The organism is Paraliobacillus quinghaiensis (assembly GCF_003426025.1).
GTDB classification, from domain to species: Bacteria; Bacillota; Bacilli; order Bacillales; family Amphibacillaceae; genus Paraliobacillus_A; species Paraliobacillus_A quinghaiensis.
In genome coordinates, this window is record NZ_QJSH01000001.1 from 268582 (window position 1) to 288510 (window position 19929).

General features: G+C 34.6%; 26 protein-coding genes and 1 other RNA gene. 21 read left to right on the forward strand and 6 right to left on the reverse strand.

All coding sequences use genetic code 11. The features are described 5' to 3' along the window. Window positions 1-7: 7 nt before the first annotated feature. Window positions 8-598, reverse strand: a complete 591-nt coding sequence (recU, locus tag D2K40_RS01375) for a Holliday junction resolvase RecU (protein ID WP_117152200.1) — start codon at window positions 596-598, stop codon at window positions 8-10. Window positions 599-748: 150 nt separating this feature from the next. After that, window positions 749-859 (reverse strand): spore protein, encoded by a 111-nt coding sequence (locus D2K40_RS16525; RefSeq protein ID WP_188618774.1) that lies wholly within the window; start codon window positions 857-859, stop codon window positions 749-751. 162 nt (window positions 860-1021) lie between these two features. On the opposite strand from D2K40_RS16525, the gene D2K40_RS01380 reads away from it, so the two are divergent. The 9 genes from D2K40_RS01380 (at window position 1022) to D2K40_RS01420 (ending at window position 6863) form a co-directional block, all read left to right on the forward strand. Beyond that, window positions 1022-1333, forward strand: coding sequence for a hypothetical protein (locus D2K40_RS01380; RefSeq protein ID WP_117152202.1), 312 nt, complete (start codon window positions 1022-1024; stop codon window positions 1331-1333). 27 nt (window positions 1334-1360) lie between these two features. Further along, window positions 1361-1708 (forward strand): DUF1798 family protein, encoded by a 348-nt coding sequence (locus D2K40_RS01385; protein WP_117152204.1) that lies wholly within the window; start codon window positions 1361-1363, stop codon window positions 1706-1708. A gap of 175 nt (window positions 1709-1883) precedes the next feature. After that, the gene (locus D2K40_RS01390) at window positions 1884-2189 is read left to right on the forward strand and encodes a CotD family spore coat protein (RefSeq protein WP_117152206.1); all 306 of its coding nucleotides are present in this window, start codon (window positions 1884-1886) and stop codon (window positions 2187-2189) included. 66 nt (window positions 2190-2255) lie between these two features. Next, window positions 2256-2816, forward strand: a complete 561-nt coding sequence (locus tag D2K40_RS01395; RefSeq protein WP_117152208.1) for an SLOG family protein — start codon at window positions 2256-2258, stop codon at window positions 2814-2816. A gap of 60 nt (window positions 2817-2876) precedes the next feature. Further along, the gene (gene gpsB, locus D2K40_RS01400; RefSeq protein ID WP_117152210.1) at window positions 2877-3173 is read left to right on the forward strand and encodes a cell division regulator GpsB; all 297 of its coding nucleotides are present in this window, start codon (window positions 2877-2879) and stop codon (window positions 3171-3173) included. Window positions 3174-3284: 111 nt separating this feature from the next. Further along, window positions 3285-3670, forward strand: an RNA gene (gene rnpB, locus D2K40_RS01405) — RNase P RNA component class B. Window positions 3671-3764: 94 nt separating this feature from the next. Next, the gene (locus D2K40_RS01410; protein ID WP_117152212.1) at window positions 3765-4898 is read left to right on the forward strand and encodes a THUMP domain-containing class I SAM-dependent RNA methyltransferase; all 1134 of its coding nucleotides are present in this window, start codon (window positions 3765-3767) and stop codon (window positions 4896-4898) included. 15 nt (window positions 4899-4913) lie between these two features. Then, window positions 4914-6404 carry a carboxypeptidase M32 gene (locus tag D2K40_RS01415; protein ID WP_117152214.1) on the forward strand — a complete coding sequence of 497 codons (1491 nt, stop codon included), beginning with the start codon at window positions 4914-4916 and terminating at the stop codon, window positions 6402-6404. 186 nt (window positions 6405-6590) lie between these two features. After that, window positions 6591-6863 (forward strand): DUF6123 family protein, encoded by a 273-nt coding sequence (locus D2K40_RS01420; RefSeq protein WP_117152216.1) that lies wholly within the window; start codon window positions 6591-6593, stop codon window positions 6861-6863. Here the strand turns inward: D2K40_RS01420 and D2K40_RS01425 are convergent. Continuing rightward, complete coding sequence (locus D2K40_RS01425) at window positions 6856-7260, reverse strand: reverse transcriptase-like protein (protein ID WP_117152218.1); 405 nt, start codon at window positions 7258-7260, stop codon at window positions 6856-6858. The genes D2K40_RS01420 and D2K40_RS01425 overlap by 8 nt on opposite strands. 88 nt (window positions 7261-7348) lie before the next feature. After that, window positions 7349-7549, reverse strand: coding sequence for a cold-shock protein (locus D2K40_RS01430; RefSeq protein WP_117152220.1), 201 nt, complete (start codon window positions 7547-7549; stop codon window positions 7349-7351). Window positions 7550-8321: 772 nt separating this feature from the next. On the opposite strand from D2K40_RS01430, the gene D2K40_RS01435 reads away from it, so the two are divergent. Beyond that, window positions 8322-8939 carry an HD domain-containing protein gene (locus D2K40_RS01435; protein ID WP_117152222.1) on the forward strand — a complete coding sequence of 206 codons (618 nt, stop codon included), beginning with the start codon at window positions 8322-8324 and terminating at the stop codon, window positions 8937-8939. A gap of 32 nt (window positions 8940-8971) precedes the next feature. Here D2K40_RS01435 and D2K40_RS01440 read toward each other — a convergent pair whose 3' ends face one another. Next, window positions 8972-10036 carry a C40 family peptidase gene (locus D2K40_RS01440; RefSeq protein ID WP_117152224.1) on the reverse strand — a complete coding sequence of 355 codons (1065 nt, stop codon included), beginning with the start codon at window positions 10034-10036 and terminating at the stop codon, window positions 8972-8974. Window positions 10037-10180: 144 nt separating this feature from the next. Between D2K40_RS01440 and D2K40_RS01445 the strand changes: the two genes are divergently transcribed. The 11 genes from D2K40_RS01445 to D2K40_RS01495 all read left to right on the forward strand — a co-directional run bounded on the left by D2K40_RS01445 (window position 10181) and on the right by D2K40_RS01495 (window position 19578). Continuing rightward, window positions 10181-11140, forward strand: a complete 960-nt coding sequence (locus D2K40_RS01445; protein WP_117152226.1) for a thymidylate synthase — start codon at window positions 10181-10183, stop codon at window positions 11138-11140. 18 nt (window positions 11141-11158) lie between these two features. Next, the gene (locus D2K40_RS01450; RefSeq protein ID WP_117152228.1) at window positions 11159-11656 is read left to right on the forward strand and encodes a dihydrofolate reductase; all 498 of its coding nucleotides are present in this window, start codon (window positions 11159-11161) and stop codon (window positions 11654-11656) included. Window positions 11657-11671: 15 nt separating this feature from the next. Next, on the forward strand, window positions 11672-11890 hold the full coding sequence (locus D2K40_RS01455; RefSeq protein ID WP_117152230.1) for a YozE family protein: 219 nt from the start codon (window positions 11672-11674) through the stop codon (window positions 11888-11890). Window positions 11891-11950: 60 nt separating this feature from the next. Beyond that, window positions 11951-13105, forward strand: coding sequence for an exonuclease SbcCD subunit D (locus tag D2K40_RS01460; protein ID WP_117152232.1), 1155 nt, complete (start codon window positions 11951-11953; stop codon window positions 13103-13105). 1 nt (window position 13106) lies between these two features. Then, window positions 13107-16211, forward strand: a complete 3105-nt coding sequence (locus D2K40_RS01465) for an AAA family ATPase (protein ID WP_117152234.1) — start codon at window positions 13107-13109, stop codon at window positions 16209-16211. Between the two features lie 51 nt (window positions 16212-16262). After that, window positions 16263-16511 carry a DUF2584 family protein gene (locus tag D2K40_RS01470; protein ID WP_117152236.1) on the forward strand — a complete coding sequence of 83 codons (249 nt, stop codon included), beginning with the start codon at window positions 16263-16265 and terminating at the stop codon, window positions 16509-16511. A 219-nt stretch (window positions 16512-16730) separates the two neighbouring features. Next, on the forward strand, window positions 16731-17273 hold the full coding sequence (gene vrrA, locus D2K40_RS01475) for a VrrA/YqfQ family protein (RefSeq protein WP_117152238.1): 543 nt from the start codon (window positions 16731-16733) through the stop codon (window positions 17271-17273). A gap of 69 nt (window positions 17274-17342) precedes the next feature. Beyond that, window positions 17343-18305: a peptide-methionine (S)-S-oxide reductase MsrA gene (msrA, locus tag D2K40_RS01480; RefSeq protein ID WP_117152240.1), complete on the forward strand. Its 963-nt coding sequence runs from the start codon at window positions 17343-17345 to the stop codon at window positions 18303-18305. Window positions 18306-18439: 134 nt separating this feature from the next. Then, window positions 18440-18646 carry a DUF6501 family protein gene (locus D2K40_RS01485; protein WP_117152242.1) on the forward strand — a complete coding sequence of 69 codons (207 nt, stop codon included), beginning with the start codon at window positions 18440-18442 and terminating at the stop codon, window positions 18644-18646. Between the two features lie 96 nt (window positions 18647-18742). Beyond that, window positions 18743-19291: a histidine phosphatase family protein gene (locus D2K40_RS01490; RefSeq protein WP_117152244.1), complete on the forward strand. Its 549-nt coding sequence runs from the start codon at window positions 18743-18745 to the stop codon at window positions 19289-19291. 47 nt (window positions 19292-19338) lie between these two features. Continuing rightward, window positions 19339-19578, forward strand: a complete 240-nt coding sequence (locus D2K40_RS01495; RefSeq protein ID WP_117152246.1) for an indolepyruvate ferredoxin oxidoreductase subunit alpha — start codon at window positions 19339-19341, stop codon at window positions 19576-19578. Between the two features lie 43 nt (window positions 19579-19621). Here the strand turns inward: D2K40_RS01495 and D2K40_RS01500 are convergent, their stop codons facing one another. Further along, window positions 19622-19903 carry an acylphosphatase gene (locus tag D2K40_RS01500; RefSeq protein ID WP_117152248.1) on the reverse strand — a complete coding sequence of 94 codons (282 nt, stop codon included), beginning with the start codon at window positions 19901-19903 and terminating at the stop codon, window positions 19622-19624. Window positions 19904-19929 lie beyond the last annotated feature (26 nt).

Below are 19929 nucleotides of genomic sequence, written 5' to 3' on the forward strand. Positions count from 1 at the left end.
CTCCGTTCTAAAAATAGAGCTCATCAATAATAGTTAAATAATCGACCCTTTTCGGAAACTTGAATGGGATGAGTGAACCTGCTTCTTTAATTTTCTGATAAGGAATAGATTTTCTTCCACCCTTAAACTGACTGTTCCATAAAGTTAAAAGTTTCATTGCTGGGAGAAAAAAAGTCTGATCATAAACTGCAAACCTTATTAATATAAAACATATTCCACCATGATTAACAACAGATTCCATGTGTTTAATTTGGTGATCATGAATATTACTAAGTGGAAAGGATGTTTTGTTTTTTGTTTCTTTTGCTTCAAAATCAATATATTTTCCACGATAAACACCATTGTAATCAGTGGTGGATGCTTGTTTAAAATATCCCTCTTTGATTACTGCAGCACTTCTTCTTGGATAATCCACTTTAACAATCTGTACTGGTGTTGGTTTTTTATGAATAATAGCTTGATTAGTGGTACGATAATAAGCATTCGTATCATTAATATCTTCTTCTAATGACATACCTCGATTACTAAAGGTTGTCTTACTTTTATTACTAGTACGATTAGAAAGAGAAGAAGGTTTCTTTCCGTTAGGGTAATTCATAAATTGTTTCCTCCTGCTTGACAGTATCATACCAAATATATAGTATTCTTTCTTTTATATTATAATTGTTTCTTGTTAAATTTACAAAAAACAGCTGTTGTAAGTTTACAACAGCTGTTTTTTGTAATTTATATTGATTTGTAATGAAGGTTAAGTAGAAGGACGGTTTGGTCCATCCAATTTTTTATCAACAGGATTTGATTTGCGATTTTCTTTTTTTACTTCTTTCTTCTGAATAGTTGCGCGTTCTTTTTTAGCCATTTTAATATCCCTCCTTTCTTATAGTTTGAAGCACAGACCTAAAAAAATACGATCTTTTTCACTATTTATGTATGTTTTTTTCTAGTTTTGTCAGGTGCGCAGGTATATAACGACTTGTATCGAATCAAGCATACAAAAGGAAAATAGAGGAGAGGTTATTAAATGAATGCTAATAGTTTAAAACAACCTAGTGGTGTAGCAAAAAACACTTACAATCATGCATATATGGAGCTTATGGAAAAATTTCGTTTAATGGATCAACGTATTTCAACTAAAGCAGATGATGTCGTATTAACGATGGCATTGGAACACAGGAAAGAAATTGAAAATATGCAAAAAGAAATCAATCAAGTTAGAAAAGATCTTGAGCAATTACGTCAACTAAATGATAATCATACGGTGACTACGATAATACCTAAACAAAAGCGGAACAAGAATTGGTTCAAACTACTCCCATTTACACAAAGATCATGATACAGTAACAAGGGAGGGATTTTACAAATGGATTTAAAGCAACTCACTATTCAATTAAGGTCAGAATTAGAAGGTTTAAAAGCGAACTATTTACAACAAGAAAAACCAGAAAATAAAAGGGATAAAGTATTTTTTGAATATGTAAAAGAAAAGACAACACCAGTCTTTCAATTAATTGAAGAGTGGGAAGTACTTGCTTCATCATATGTAAAAAACAGGGAGGTTAATGTACATCCGCAGCAGGTGGTATCTACAAAGGAAAACCTTGACCTAATTTTAATGCATAGTTACTACATTGATGTCAAAAGGAAAAGGTATATGGAATTATACCGGTCGGTACATTATGTATTCGATTTAATTCTTGAAGATCTTTAATAATAATAAAAAAATAAAATTAAACTGCGGCTATGAACCAGATAAATCTTCAAATATGGGACAATGACTCAGGCGATTTTACCTTTCTTTACATAGGTTACTAGTGAAGCATTCATGACTTGCTATTTTAAAAGAATGTTTTGCACTTTTAACGAATTAGAAAGGAGATTATTTTATGAGACCACGTAGACCGTCTTGGAATTCAAATTGCGTTACTGGACCCTCAAAAACAGTTGTATGTCCACCAACATGTAATGAGGTACACACGTGTAGTCAAAGTAATGTTCAATATATTCATCCATCGCATACAGCTGTTACGAACCATCACCTAGTAAAAAATACTCATGTGTATCCACATGCAACATCATTCAAAAATGAAGTGGATACGGTAAATGTGTATGGCGGGTCATTTCAAGTGCCACCACAACAGTTACCAACACCAGGAATGAATCAACCACCAAGACCAGGATTTTGGAGATAAACAACTAAATGGAATTGAGAAAAAGCTAGTAACCCTAGCTTTTTCTCTAAAAAGGAAAGATGTTTAATGCATAAAATTTTAACAGTTACGGGGTATAAACCTTTTGAGATTAATATTATGAACCCTAATGACCCTAAAATAAAATTTATAAAAAGCGCGTTAAGAAAAAATTTAATTTCTCATATTGAGAACGGATTGGAGTGGGTTTTACTCTCAGGTCAAATGGGTGTAGAACTATGGACGTGTGAGGTAATTAGTGAGCTTCAAGAAACATATGATATTAAATTAGGTATTATTCCACCGTTTGATAATCAAGATGCAAGATGGCCTGAAGTATATCAAGAAGCATATCAACAAGCTATATTGGAAGCTGACTTTTTTCAATTACTTTATGAAGACGACTATAAAGGTCCATATCAATTCAAAAGAAGAGACAAATGGTTAATAGAAAAAAGTCAAGCCTGTTTAGTGCTCGTAGATGAAGAGAATCAAGGGAGTGTGAAATTCTTTTTGGATGAAGCCAAAAAGCACTCTGATTATTCTATTTACTACATTACACCATTTGATTTAGAAGATGCTGTACAAGAATGGCTTGAAAATAATCCAGAAGTGCAGAACAGTGATTGACATTTGGCGATAAGTTTGAAAAAATAAGATGTGAGCTCTGTTAAATATGAGGTGAAAATAATGACAATAGAATTAAACCAGTTAAAAACAAAAGATATTTTAGATAAGAATTTTAAAACATCGATGCGTGGGTATAATCAAGAAGAGGTAGATGAATTTCTAGATATAATTATCCAGGATTATGAACGCTTTACAAATGAAATTGATAAGTTAAAACAAGAAAATGACCGATTAAAAAAACACGGGGAACAAACAAGACCAAGATCATCAACTTCTAATCATCAAGTGAATTACGATATTTTGAAACGTTTATCTAATTTAGAGAAGGCTGTATTTGGAAAGAAATATGTTGACTAACTAGTGGACAAGCTTCCATAAATTACTACTGCACAAAGTATAACCATGTGTTATAATAGATTTCTTGACGTAGTAATAAAGTAAGCTTACAATAGTTAAACATATAATGAATGTTTTGAGTAATCGCTGCATATATTTTATGTGTAGAGGAAAGTCCATGCTCACACAGGCTGAGATGCTTGTAGTGTTCATGCTTGATGAATTCATAAATCAAGGTAACCATGTTTGGTTAACGGCAGGGGAATCACCTAAGTCCTTTTGGATAAGGTGTTATACTCTTGAAAGTGCCACAGTGACGTAGTCAGGTTGGAAACAGCTTGAGTGGAACGCGGTAAACCCCATGAGTGAGCAACCCAAATTTAGGTAGGGGCATCTTGGAGTAGGGAATTCAACCGAAACAAGGACAAGCTAAATCAGCTTGTAGATAGATGATTACTGCTTATGCACGAGGCTGACCACCGTTTGTAGTGCTACAGTACAGAACATGGCTTATAAAAACATTCATTGGTCTACCAAATAATAAAACAATGCCCTTCCAAACATTTTTGTTCGGAAGGGTTTTTATTTTGAAATATAGAAGGGAATTATATAATGAAACAAACGGTTAAACTTGTAGCGACAGCAGCAATGGGGCTTGAATCAGTAGTTGCAAATGAAGTGAAAGCATTAGGATACACAGATGTTAAAGTAGAGAATGGAAAAGTGGTGTTTGATGCTGATGTTAGTGCTATTCCCCGTTGTAATTTATGGTTACGAACAGCTGATCGATTAAAGGTTATTGTAGGTCAATTTGAAGCTAAAACATTTGATGAATTATTTGAAAAGACAAAAGCATTAGATTGGGAACAATACATACCTGAGGATGGCAGTTTTCCAGTGATAGGAAAGTCAGTAAAATCAACATTATTTAGTGTTTCAGACTGTCAGGCAATAGTTAAAAAGGCTGTTGCAGAAAAGCTAAAACAAAAATATGGTGTAGCAACTAAAATGCCTGAATCTGGTGCCCTCCATCGAATTGAAATCGCTTTGTTGAAAGATGTTGCAACATTAACTATTGATACTTCTGGAGTCGGTTTACATAAGAGAGGGTATCGTGTTGGACAAGGGGAAGCACCATTAAAAGAGACACTAGCAGCAGCGTTAGTCCAATTAACTAATTGGAAACCAAATTTTCCTTTAGTTGATTTATTCTGTGGATCTGGAACCATTTTGATTGAGTCTGCTTTAATCGGTCAAAATATAGCACCTGGATTTAATCGTGAATTTGCGTCAGAAGATTGGATGCTAATTAACAAAAAATTATGGGAACAGGCATTTGAAGAAGCGGAAGATTTAGCTAACTACGATCAAGCACTTGATATCACTGGTTCAGATCTTGATCCTAAAATGATTGAAATAGCAAAGCAAAATGCCACAGAAGCAGGGCTAGCTGATTTAATTAAATGGAAGCAGATGCAAGCAAAAGACTTTAAACCTAATCGTCCTAACGGCTATTTAATATCCAACCCACCATATGGGGAGCGGATTGGTGATCGTGATCAAGTCAGAGAAGCATATCGACAGGTTGGTGAAATAATGCGATCTAATCCATCTTGGAGTTCATATGTATTAACGTCTGATGAGAAATTTGAAGCTTTATATGGTGAGAAAGCTACAAAGAAAAGAAAATTATTTAATGGCTTTATAAAAGTCGACTATTATCAATACTTCGGTAAACATATTTAGCACTGGAGGAAGACAATGAAAACAACAGAAAATCAATTTAAAGAATTGTTGAAAGAACAAGATGCCTATCGAGAAGCACTTTCATTAGTACAGTGGGACCTTCGCACAAAAATTCCTGAGCATGGTGCCACACAAAGAGCGGAAGTTATTGGTCTTTTATCTCAAAAAATACACCAATTAGCAACTTCCGATCAGATGAAAACATTGATAGATCAACTGAAAGGTAAAACATCAGATCCCATATTGCAACGTTCAGTAGAGGATTGTGAAGAGGAATACAATAGAAGTAGTAAAATCCCAGACGAAGAATATAAAGCTTTTATTACTTTACGTTCAAAATCAGAATCAGTGTGGCAAAAAGCACGAGCAGAGAATGATTTTAGTCTTCTACAACCATATTTGGAAGAACTAATAGCCTATAATAAAAAATTCGCAAAATATTGGGGTTATGAAACAAATAAATACGATGCGTTACTGCATTTATATGAACCAGGTATGACCACAAAGGTCTTAGATGAAGTATTTGCTCAAGTTCGGTCCGGTTTAACTAACCTCGTGAAACAGATTCGTGAATCGAACGTTCAACCTGATGAGAATTTATTAAAGCATCATTTTCCTAAAGAAGATCAGAAGGCATTTAGCTTGGATATCCTTGAAAAAATGGGATATGACTTTGACTCAGGACGTCTTGATGAATCGATCCATCCCTTTGCCATTGGCATAAATCGAAATGATGTGCGTGTTACAACACGCTATGATGAGCAAGATTTTCGTATGGCCATTTTTGGAACGATTCACGAAGGCGGTCATGCTTTATATGAACAAAACATCGGGAAATCTCTTATACAAACCCCACTAGCAAGCGGAACTTCCATGGGGATCCATGAATCACAGTCATTATTTTGGGAGAACTTTATCGGGAGAAGTGAATCGTTTTGGGAAAAACATTTTGATTTGTTCAAATCCTATGCACCAGCAGCATTCCAAGCACTAGATTTCTCTAGCTTTTTTGAAGCGATCAATGAAGTAAAACCTTCCTATATTCGAATAGAGGCAGATGAGTTAACTTACTGTCTGCATATTATGATTCGGTATGAATTAGAAAAAGCTCTTATTGATGGGGATTTAGCTGTGAAAGACTTACCAGAAGCTTGGAATCAAAAAATGGAAGACTACTTAGGAATTAGACCTACTTCTAATCAAGAAGGTGTTTTACAAGACATTCATTGGTCTGCAGGGGATTTTGGTTATTTCCCATCTTATGCTTTAGGTTATATGTATGCTGCACAGTTTCACAAGCGTATGGCAGAAGATATAAATATTGAGCAAGTTATAGCATCGGGTGATTTTTCTTCGATAAAGGATTGGTTAACACTCCATATACACCAACATGGCAAGATGAAGAAACCACTTGAAATTATTAAAGAAGTTACCAATGAATCACTAAACGCGCAATACCTATTAGATTATTTAACTGAAAAGTACAGTAAAATATATCAACTATAAGAGGAGACCATCACTATTTCTATTAGTGATGGTCTTTTTAAAGATTGTGTTAATTGCGTTAAGTTATCTAAATAAAATACCCTAGTAATACGTGTCATATTATATTATACTAACGTTAATTGTCCTATTCTAAAATTGCTATTCGTATTGTGAAATAAGTTAGCTTTGATTGAAAGAGGGGATCCAATGCGTAACAAACCAACACTAGCTGAATACATTGAAGAATTGTGGGAAAAAGGATTTAAATTAAGTGATGAAGATGTTCGATTCATCTATTTTGGAAAAAAATACACAGATGCAAAGGAAGATTTGATTATTATTGCGTTGAAAACAACGCTAAGAATCCAGAGGACCTTTGATGGTAGCTTTTATATTAGCTTGTTAGAATTATTACAAGAGAAAAAAGTGGTGTCAGAGAAACAAGCGTATGCTGTACTTCGAAAAAAAGGGATCATGTAAGCTTGTCTTTGTGTAACAGTATTATTTCTCTTGCAAGTTTATCAGCATTTTTATTTTGATTATCTGGAATCCATTTTATAAAACAGTGTGGAAATGCTTGCATATCAGTTAGGATTTGTTTTAATAAGGGTTGGAAGACGCTATTTTTGGTATGTTCTTTCTCAATCATATCAACAACTAATTTTGAATCTGATCGTATAGATAATATTTCATGTGGAAATTCTTTCTTGCAAATTTCCAATGCTTTAATAACAGCAAAAATTTCCGCTTCATGGTTTGATAGAACACCTAAGTAAAATTGGTGTGATATAAATTGCTGTTTATTTTTAATCACAACACCGGCACCACTTGGTCCTGGATTACCGCTAGCAGCACCATCAACATAAACTTCCAACATTTCTTTCCCTCCGATACTTATTCCTATAATCTAATCTTAAAATGAAAGGACGGTGACCATTAGTATTGATCACCGTCAAGGAATTTTATTATTTTTTTACAACATTTGCAGCTTGTGGCCCTCGTTCACCTTCGACAATTTCAAAGGAAACTTCTTGACCTTCTTCTAATGTCTTGAAACCTTCTTCTTGGATTGCAGAAAAGTGTACGAAAACATCATTTCCATCTTCCAACTGAATAAAACCATAACCTTTTTCGGCATTAAACCATTTAACTACACCGTTTTCCATGTATAAATCCTCCTAAAACTAAACTTTCACGTCTAACGTGGTAATACAAACAAGATGATGCGAAATAGAAAAAGGTAGCTTGTTAGAAGTGTAGGATCATCATTGCATCCACTTCTACGAAGCTACCTGTCATCCATGATTCCGAACATCTTCTTTGCTTGTTTTTAATATAGCGTATTTTCATTATTCAGTCAAGGAATTAGGAGCAAAATTCCAATAGAATATGGTATCATTAATATAGATTTCTTAGTATAGCTTATGGCACAATTTAAATAAAATGCGCATTAAACTTTTAACCCGCTACGTCAGAAAATGGATTCGCTTTCCGTGGGCTCAGTCTCAGCTAACTCGGTAAAGAAAAACACTTTACCGAGTGGATCTTCGACTTGAGCTGTTCCCACTGGAGTCTCATCAATTTTCTTCCTGCGCTAGTTAGAATATCTAATTATGATTTATTTACTAACAATCAATAAGCTTTTCTACTCTAAAATTAGTTGTAATATTATATATTTTCAGACTATCTAGCGGATCAAATGAAATTGGTGACACTCCTGCAGGAACAGCGCGAGCTGAAGATCCACTAGGAAGCGCTCTTTGCTTCCTAGTTAGCTGAAGCCGTGCCTGCGGAAAGGGAGCCAATTTCATTTGAGTAGCGTTAGTAATAGTAACTCACGTTACTAGTTACGACGGAGTTTCTATCAAATATGACTTTAACATCAACAATATTTCCAAAAAAGAGCTTGTTGTTAAGTTAAAAGAATAAGGAGTACTTATGAAAAATAATCAAATATTAGCTTTAATTGAAAATTATATTTATCAGAGATTTAACACTGATACAACGGGGCATGATTATTATCACATGCGACGTGTTGCTAAGATGGCCAATTATTTAGCGATACAAGAACAAATTGATCCATTTCTATGTGAAATTGCAGGTTGGGTACATGATATTGGCGATGACAAATTAACTACAAATCCAAAATTAGCTATTGCCGATCTAAGTGATTTCTTAAGCACTAAATGTTTAATACATAAAGAACAAATTAAATTGATTGTTGAAGCAATTGACACAGTGTCGTTTCGAAAAGGAAAGTCTCCTACTACAGATATAGGGGCGGTTGTACAAGATGCGGATCGCTTAGATGCTATAGGTGCTATAGGAATTGCGCGAGCCTTTGCATATGGTGGAAGTGAAAATCAGCCACTATTTAGTGAAGACAAGCAGTTGCAACAAATTTCTACTATACAACATTTTTCTGATAAACTTTTACATTTAAAAGATAGACTCAATACAGCTACTGGCAAGAAAATAGCCATAGACCGACATTTATATATGGAACAGTTTCTTGAAACATTTAAGTGCGAATGGTATTTTAACAGTAGACATTAAAAAAACAGCACGAGCTATATAGGCTCGTGCTGTCATTTTTGGATAACAACTCGTTTGGCACCTAAATACCTTTGGCTCCAGTAACTGCTATCTAGATTGGAAATTGCTACTCCAGTAGATACACCAACATGTATAAATTGTTTGTTACCTAGGTAAATACCCATATGTGATGGTCCTCTTTTGTACGTCTCGAAGAAAACGAAATCACCTATTGATGGTTGATCCACTTGTTTGGTCATGTTCCAGATATCAGAAACTGTTCGTGGTAATGATACGTCAAACTGTCTGAAAACATATTGAATATAACCACTGCAATCAAAGCCACTTGGAGATGTACCACCCCATACATAACTTGTTCCTATGTGTGTTTTAGCCGATTTAATCAATTCACTAGTATTGAATGTTTGTGCTACATCTTTTGTTGGTACTTGAACCTTTTCTTCACTTTTAGCTGGAACATCCTTTTTTTCCTGATTTGCCGCCTCTGTTTGCGCTGGTTGTATTGCGTTATCAACAGTTTCTGATTCTGTTTGTAATGTTTGCACCGTCTGTTGATTAATCTCTTGCTTTACTTCTAAGCCATTATCTTGCTGGTAATACATTAATGCTTTATTCGTATTTGGACCAAATATTCCATCAATCTCACCTTTATAATAACCAAAATAATACAGTGCTTTTTGGATAACTTTTATACCTTCACCTTGTTCACCTAAATAATAGGTACGATCTATATCTTTTAATGGATCTAGATATTTCCTTCGCTCATCATTTACTAAGGTATTAATGGTTTCTTCGTCTGCTTTTCCTGTTATACTTAGATTGTGTTCAATTTGAAATTTTTTAAGTGCAAATTCGGTAAAAATACCAAATTCACCATCAAGTTCCTTGTCATAGTAGCTTAAAAAGTTTAATTTGTCCTGTAAAACTCGAACAGCTTCATTATGTTCGCCGTATGCAACAATCATCTCAGCATTCTGAAAAACTTCATTTTGTAGCATAGGATAGGAATCCACGTAAAAGGAGAATGGTTGACTAATAATATAGCCATATGCCATCGAATGTTTTACGACCTGTTGCATGTTGCCAGTAGAAAGCATGTAAAACGCCCCCCTATCAAATTATCTTCACTTATTAACTCTATGTACGACCATGCAAATAAATGATTGTTGAATCAAACGAAATATTTTTGTAATATTAAACAATAGCTAATTATCCGGAACAATAGGAAAAGGGGAATACATATGTCACATAACGAACAAGCTTACTTAGATTTATGCCAAACAATTTTACAAAAAGGGAACGAAAAATCAGATCGAACGAATACAGGTACATTGTCTGTATTCGGTCACCAAATGCGTTTTTCCCTTCAAGAAGGATTTCCGTTATTAACAACTAAGCGTGTACCTTTTCGATTAATTGCTAGTGAATTAATTTGGTTTTTAAGAGGCGATACCAATATTCAATACCTTTTAAAAAACAATAATAATATTTGGAATGAATGGGCTTTTAAAAAATGGATCGAAAGTGATTCATACAAAGGTCCTGATATGCATGACTTTGGAAATCGAAGTCAACAAGACCCTGAATTTAAGGCATTATATGAAAAAGAGATGGATAACTTCAAAGCAAAAATAATAGAAGATGATCAATTTGCTAAAATGTTTGGAGATTTAGGTTCAGTTTACGGACAACAATGGCGTGCATGGAAAACATCGCAAGGAGATACGATTGACCAATTAACACAAGTTATAGAGGCGATCAAAACAAACCCCGATTCAAGAAGGCATATTGTTACCGCATGGAATCCTGAAGACGTGCCAAGTAACATGGCATTACCCCCATGCCACACAATGTTTCAGTTTTATGTGGCTGACGGTAAATTGTCCTGTCAGTTATATCAACGCAGTGGGGATGTGTTTCTAGGGGTGCCATTCAATATAGCAAGCTATGCATTATTAACACACTTAATAGCTTTTGAATGTAATCTAGAAGTTGGTGAATTCATTCATACATTAGGTGATACGCATATCTATACAAATCATCTGCAACAAGTGAACACGCAGTTGGATCGCACACCATATTCACTTCCAAAACTAAAAATTAACCCTGAATTAACTTCTATTTTTGATGTGGAAATGGAAGATTTAGAGATAATTGATTATAAATCTCATCCAGCGATTAAAGCCCCTGTAGCTGTATAATAGAAAAGGAGGGAAATTATGATTTCATTCGTATTTGCAATGGATAAAAATCAAGTAATCGGACACGAACAATGGATGCCCTGGGATTTGCCAAGGGATTTGCAATTTTTTAAAGAAAAAACATTACATCACACGATTATAATGGGACGAAAAACCTTTGAATCATTTAATAAACCCTTACCAAAAAGGCATAATGTGGTTCTAACAAGAGACCACTCCTATAAACCAGATGGGTGTGAAGTCATTCATTCGATTGACCCACTTCTAGAATGGAACAAAGAAAATCCTGAAAAAGAATATTTTGTTATCGGTGGGGGAACGATTTTTAAACAAACCTTACCTTATGCGGACAGAATGTACATGACGTATATCGATGATACGTTTCCTGGTGATACGTATTTTCCCGATTTTGACTTAGATGATTGGAACTTAACTAGTAAAACAAAAGGAATTAAAGATGAAAAAAACCAACAGGATTATTATTTTTTACAATATGACAGAAAAAATAAAAAGTAATGAAGGAGAGTGTACATGCGCTCATTCTATCAATATATGATGCGTTATCGAGGAGCACAAAAAATAACGAATGAAAATCGCTTAGCAGAATGGATGTTCCATGATCATGACTTTCCTAAGCACAGTAATTCTTATGATGAGATTAGCCGCTACTTGGAATGGAATATCCCTTTTACTGAAGCGGTTCAAGTCTTTGATCAACTATGGGACGAATATCAAGAGGATGTAAAGTAGGCTCTAGTTAGACTAGAGCCTTTTCGGGTCTACTGACATAAAAAAAGGAGGAGCGGTATAATGAAGATTTTACATACTGCAGATTGGCATTTAGGAAAAATAGTTAACAGTGTTCATATGACAGAAGATCAAGCACATGTATTAGCTCAATTAGTGGATATTGTGAGACAAGAAAAACCAGATGTAATTATTATCGCAGGAGATATTTACGACCGCTCTATACCACCTAAAGAAGCTGTTGAGCTCTTAGATCGGACCTTAACGCAATTAATTACTGAATTTTATAGTCCGATATTAATTATTTCTGGAAATCATGATAGTCCAGATCGATTGCAGTTTGGTAGTCGTTTATTCCGTGAAAATAACCTCCACATTGAAACAAAGCTAACACAAGAGTTGCGATCCCTGACCTTTTATGATCAAGCTGGACCAGTTCACTTTCATCTCATTCCTTATATAGAACCTGCTGATGTGAGGGCAGTATTTGAAGATGAGAATATTCAGTCTCACCAACAAGCAATGGAAGCAATAGTATCCAAGATAAAGCAGCGGGAAAACATGGATGAAAGACATGTTTTAATTGGACACGCCTTTCTTGCGGGGGGAATGGAATCCGAATCAGAAGAGCGCTTGTCGATGATAGGTGGTAGTCCATATATTGATAGTCACCTATTTAAAGAATTCAGCTATGTTGCTTTAGGCCATTTACATCAGCCACAAAAGGTCACATACGACCGAATTCAATATAGCGGCTCTATTTTAAAATATTCGTTTTCAGAAGCAAATCACACAAAGTCCGTAAACATTATTGAGCTAGCAGCAGATAAAACCGCTACTATTGCACGAGTACCCTTTAAACCCAAACGGGACATGCGTGTTGTAGAAGGTTATTTCGATGAATTTATTAGTGGTGAGAAGTTAGCTCCAACAGATGACTACCTTCATATTCGTTTATTAGATGATGGCCAAATACTTGATCCGATTGGAAAGTTGCGTAAGAATTTTCCCAATACATTACGTTTGGAGCGTAAAGTACTACGCTCTAATCGACAATTAGACGACCTACATCATATTCGAGAAAAACAACAAATGACTCATGCGCAGTTATTTCATACGTTTTATGAGGAAATGAAAGGCGAATCCATCTCAGAAGAACGAAAAGATCATATTGACCAGGTTATTCAACAGTTAATGGAGCAAGAAAGGAGGAAGTAAGATGCGAGCAATCTCTATCATGTTATCTGCGTTTGGACCTTATAAAGATGAGCAAGTTATTGACTTCAGGGAGTTGGGGGATGAATCTATCTTTCTTGTAACAGGACCAACTGGCGCTGGTAAAACAACGATTTTTGATGCGATTTGTTTTGCCTTATATGGTAAAGCGAGTGGAAGTGAACGAGATCATGATACTTTCAGAAGTCATTTTGCCGAACAGAATGATAAAACCGCAGTTTCATTCACCTTTCAATTAAAAGATACGACTTATTTAATTTATCGGCAACCGAGACAATTGAAACCAAAAGAAAGAGGAGAAGGGTTTCGGGAAGAACCTGCTTTAGCTGAATTGTATCAAGTTGATAATGGAGAAAAGCACCTTATTCACTCCAAGATTAAAGATGTAAATGAAAAAATTGAGCAAATGCTTGGTCTCGATTATGATCAATTCAGAAAAATGATTATGATACCACAAGGAGAGTTCCGTAAATTAATAGCTGAAAATAGTAAAGAGCGGGAAGAGATATTGCAAAAAATATTCAGAACCTATTTTTATCAAGATATGACGGAAGCCTTGAAAACACAAACGAAGAAGATAAAAGAACAACTACAGCAAACAGATTGGAAAGTGAAACAAGAAATTAGCAAGATTGATTGGGATGATCCAACTCTAGTAGATACGACAGCGATTAACAGCGTACTAGATGCTCTAGATCATAAATTAAAGAATGATCAAGAAAAAAGAAAAGAACTTACTAAGAAAGTTACTAAAGAAAAACAACAGCTTCAATCTAGCCAAGAAGCTTTTTATAAAGGAAAGCAATTAGCTGATAAATTTAAGGAGCAAGAACAGTTACTGAAGGAAAAAGAAAAACTAGATAACCGTAAAATAGAAATCGAATCGACCGTTACAGTTCTCAAGTGGGGAGAGAAGGCAAACCAGTTACTTCCTTTTGAGAAACAAGCAAACGATCGACTCAATGAGTGGCAAAAGCAAGTCAACATGCTAGAAGAACAAAAACAAACCGTGGCAATACTAGAAAAGGAATTTAAGCGGCTATCTGAAAACTATCAAGTACAGCAAGCGAAAGAAAAAGAAAAGCAAGAAGAAAAGCTCCAACTAGTAGAAAAAAAGAAACAATTAGAAAAATTACGTCACTATACAGAAATCAGCACTAATTTAGAAAAGACTAAGAACCAGTATCAAGAAAAAGATCGTATTGTCAAATCTATTAATAAGGACTTAGAAGAAAAGAAAACAAACCTTCAAGCAGTAGAGCATTTATTAAGTAAGCAAACAGAACAAACAAAAGCTTATTACGAAACAGAAAAAGAACTACTTTATGCAGAAGAACGATATAAAAAAAGCTTAACGCTTATAAATGAATACCATGAATTAGAGAAACTACGTAAAGATTATCAACAAGTAAAGGACCATTATGTACAAGTAAATCAACAATTAAAAGAGAAACGTCATGCAGTGCAGAAGATCGAAGAACAGCAACAGACACATCATGCTTATGTTTTAGCTAGTCATTTACATGACGGGGAAGCATGTCCTGTTTGTGGCTCTGAAACTCATCCAGCTAAAGCCGAAATTGAAACTACTGCAATTTCTGAAAAGGCTTATAAACAGGAGAAAACAGAACTACAAGAGTTAGAAGCGGCTATTACCAAATGGCAAGATAAATATATAGAGGCAAAATCAAAAGGTGAAGCAAAACGTGATGTAGTTGAGAATATGGCAAAAGAATATCAAACGATCGAAACGTTAGATCGAACTAATATAGAAAAATTAACGTATAGATGTAAAGAAGAAAAAAATCTAAAACAAAAGGTATTTAATGAAATAAAGGAACAATATAATAAAATAGAAAAAGCTGAAGCAGAAAAACAAAAGCTAACAAATGAAACAACTAAATTAACAGAACAATATGAAATACAAAAAACAGGGCTAGATAAGCTTAAAAATGAACAAGTTACCCTAGAAGCACAATTGGTTCAATTGCGTGCTGATATACCAGAACAACCTATGACGGTTGAAAAATGGCAAGAACATATCCAAAAAACTGAACAAGCACTAGATAACTGGTTTCATATGTGGCAGGAGCAACAAGAAGCATGGGAAGAAAGTAAACAAAAACTACAGGAATCGAAAACGACATTTACATCCCTAGAAAAATTTGTAACAGATTTAGCTGAAAAAAAGAAGCAACAAGAAAGTCTATTTAATCAAAAAGTAAAAGAAGCAGGATTTACAACTATAGCAACTTTTCAAGAGGCGAAAATATCTGAGAAACAATTAGAAATAATGAAACATGAGATTGAGCAATACAATCAATCAGTACAAAGCGTAACAGAACGTTTACAGACATTGTCAGAGCAATTAGAAGGTCAAGTCAAACCAGACCTTGATCTATTACAGGAATCGATTAATTTTTATTCAAATCAATTAGATAGTACAAACCAATCATTGCATGCTATAAGTTTACAGATAAAGCAACATAAACAGTTTCAATCCAACATTAAAGAGCTTGCAGAGGAACAAGAAAAACACGATAAAGAATATTATGATATTGCAGAACTTGCAGATCTAGCTCGTGGAGACAACCATTTAAAACTGTCGTTTGAACGGTACGTACTTTCCTCTTTCTTAGAAGAGATTCTCCTACAAGCAAATATTCGTATGGATCAATTAACAGAGCATCGATATCAATTAATTCGTAGCAATCAAGTTGCTAAGCGAGGTGCACAAAGCGGATTAGACTTAGAGGTTATGGATCAGCATACTGGTCAACAGCGCTCCGTTAAAACACTTTCAGGAGGAGAAGGGTTCAAAGCGGCGCTTAGTTTAGCCTTAGGTATGGCTGATGTTGTACAAGCACATGCTGGGGGAGTTCAACTGGAAACACTTTTCATTGATGAAGGATTTGGCACGTTAGATGAACTTTCATTAGAACAGGCTATTGATTGCTTGAAAGGATTACAACAATCCAACCGTATTTTAGGTATCATTTCACATGTACCACAATTAAAAGAAGAAATATATGCTAAATTACAAATTAAACCAACACCTCAAGGATCATTTGCAAGATTCACTTTTTAAAATTAAAATTTTTACTGTATAATAAAAGAAAATCGAATCGGAGGGGTAAACATGACAATGCCGCTTACTATAGAATGGAAGCTTGTAACAGAGGGAACTGAAAAACGTGTTGTGGATCAAGATAATCACTTTTATGTTAAATTAGAAGGCTACAAGTTATTTCCCATGCACGAACGGATTGAAATTAGGCGTCATCAAGAATCTGATCAAATTGGATTTGGCGAAATTGTTGAATTAACATGGAAAGACAACCAAACAATATGTACTTACCAACTACTTTCGCTTTATAGTGTCAACTAACGACAAATTAAGATCAAGTCATTGTAAGATCATGGATTTTTTTGCGCTTACCCAGGAAATATATCATTAACTAAACGCTGTCTTTTCACGAGATTTATGAACAAGTATTTGAAGAGTAGATGAATATCATCTGCTCTTTTTTGTTTCGATTGCCTACACAGTTTTGTTTACCTCGCGTACAATATCATAGCAAAATCAGTAGAAGAGAGAGGGATAATTATGGTTTCACCGTTTCAAGGAAGACCACCAACAAATCAACCATTTCCTCCAGCTAACAGACAGCCATTTAACTGGGGAGGACCATATCAACAAGGTGCATTTCCAGAAACAACACCAGAAAAAACGGGTATACAAGGAATGATACAAAAATTTCTCCCTAATAAATCTGTGGGGAATCCAGGGGTTGGAAGCACAGGAAGTAGTGGCGGTCTCTCAGGTACATTAGATAATATTCAACAGATATTAAAAATGTCCCAATCCGTTACTCCTTTGATCCAACAATACGCACCAATGGTGAAAAACCTACCTGCAATGCTAACATTACTAAAAGCATTTCAAGAGTCAGATGAAATAGATGGAACAACTACGGAGGACGATTCAAAGATAAATGAAAGTGTAGAAGAGCTTGAAGATGAAGTAAAACAAGAAAAAGTTGTTGTTAACGAATCAAAAGATGACTTGTATCAAATTGAAACAGAAGCTCATACGCCTGTAAAAAAAACAAATAGATATCAAACTTCAAAACCAAAACTGTATATTTGATAATCAGAGTTGAAACGTCTAAACTAATGAATATACTTGAAATATATTAATTCATTGGAGGAATAAACAATGGTTCAATCAAATAGGGCAGTAGCAACATTTGCAGGTGGGTGTTTTTGGTGCATGGTAGAACCATTTGATCAGCAACCAGGTATTGAAAAAGTTGTATCTGGATATACAGGTGGTCATACCGAAAATCCAACATATGAAGAGGTTTGTTCTGATACAACTGGCCACGTAGAAGCGGTACAAATCACATATGATCCAACTATCTTTCCTTATCAACGTCTATTAGACCTCTTTTGGCAGCAAATTGACCCAACCGATCCAGGTGGTCAATTTAATGATCGAGGAGAATCCTATCAGACCGCTATTTTTTATCACAACAAAGAACAAAAGGAATTAGCTGAACAATCAAAACAGGAACTTGAAGCTTCCGATAAATTTAATAAACCAATTGTAACACCAATACTGCCAGTAAAAACTTTTTATCTTGCTGAAGAAAAACATCAAGATTATTATAAAAAACAACCTTTTCATTATCGTTTATATAAAAAGGGGTCTGGCAGGGAAGCTTTCATCAATAAAAATTGGAAGAAACACTATTCAAAAGAAGAGTTGAAACAAAAGTTAACTCCGATTCAATATCATGTTACACAAGAAAACGGAACAGAATCTCCTTTCCAAAATGACTATCATGATTTAGAGGAAGATGGAATATATGTTGATGTCATAAGTGGAAAACCGTTGTTTTCATCAACAGATAAATACGACGCGGGCTGTGGTTGGCCAAGCTTTACAAAACCAATTGACCGGAACGAATTAAAAGAGAACTTTGACACATCCCATGGCATGAGAAGAATTGAAGTTCGAAGTAGTGAAGCGGACTCTCATTTAGGACATGTATTTGATGATGGTCCTAAAGATCAAGGCGGTATGCGTTATTGCATGAATTCTGCTGCAATGCGGTTTATTCCAAAAGAGAAACTAGAAGAAGAAGGTTACGGTCAATTTTTACATTTGTTTAAGTAAGGTTTCAGCTTAAAGTTGTTGATATGATACGTTTATTTAATTGTTTTTATATAATCAATAGCTTATTTTTTTTATGAAAACGTGATAAAATAAAAATAGAATAATTTATTTATAGATAGAGAAGGGGGAAAAGCATGATTCATACCTTTTGGGACAAAAACGAAACCATTAAAAAAATTAAATGTGTACATGCTGATGCAAAGAAATTTATTGTACATCATGTCTTAACACCTGGGAAAGTATATGAAGTGAAAAACGAGACAGATGAATTCTATTTCATTATAGATAACTCTAATCGAATAGGTGGCTTTAAAAAAGATTATTTTACTGAACAATTTTAATTATTAGGCATGTATTTTCAATAGATTTTAAAAGTAGGTTATATTCTCCATGTTTTTGCTCAATAATAGTCTTAACCCTTTTTAGGAGATGATGTAGTGAAACGACTAATAATGATTCGTCACTGTCAAGCTGAAAGTCAACACAAGGATGCACCCTTAACAAAAAGTGGTGTTAATCAAGCACATCGTTTAGCAGAATTCTTAAATAACAATAAGCAGATTAAATTGGACAGGATTATTACCAGTCCATTTATGCGTGCAATTGAAACAATCAGACCATATGCTGACCACCATAACATCTCAATAGAAAAAGATAGACGATTACAAGAAAGATTATTAAGTGATCAACCCATTGATGATTGGCTAGATGTATTAGAAAAATCTTTTTTGGACTTCGACTTTAGATTGCCTGGCGGTGAATCATCTAATGATGCATTAAAAAGGGGCATACAAGTTTTAAATGAAGCACTTCAGGATCAAGATAATGAGCAAATTGCGATTGTGACACATGGAAATCTATTGAGTATATTACTTTCGGAATTTGATAAAGAGTTCGGATTCTACCAATGGAAAACATTGAAGAACCCGGATGTATTCTTAATCGAAAAAGACATAGATTCGTATAGATTAGAACACATATGGTAGAAATCATACGATTAATAAATTAGTAATGTTTTAAGGAGGAGTTTTTCTTGGCTTTTGTAATTACCTCACCTTGTATTGAGGAAAAAGCAGGCGAATGTGAAGAAGTTTGTCCTGTTGATTGTATAGAAGAAGGAAAAGATATGTTTTATATCGATCCAGATATTTGTATCGATTGTGGTGCATGTGAAGCAGTTTGTCCAGTAGATGCAATCTTCATGGAAGATGAGGTTCCAGATGATGAACATGAATATATTGCTCTGAACCGCAAATTCTTCGAAGAAAAATAAGTTAAAAAGATCACGTATTTCTAATTAGAAATACGTGATCTTTTTAATGGATAATCTCAAAACTATCGTATCCTTTTAAGTCTTCAAACGTCTTTAAATCAACATGATCAACTTGAATAAATTTTCTAGGACCTGCTTTAATTAAGTCAATAAACCGATACAATTTAATTGTTTCAGCTTCTGCTTCAATTTCTACTGTTCCGTCTGGTAAATTCTTCACCCAGCCAGTAATCCCTAACTCTTTTGCCTTCACTTGTGTTGTATATCGAAAACCAACACCCTGTACGACACCACTAACTATCATATGCGCTCTTAATTTGCTCATAACATCACCTCAAACTAGTTGTTATT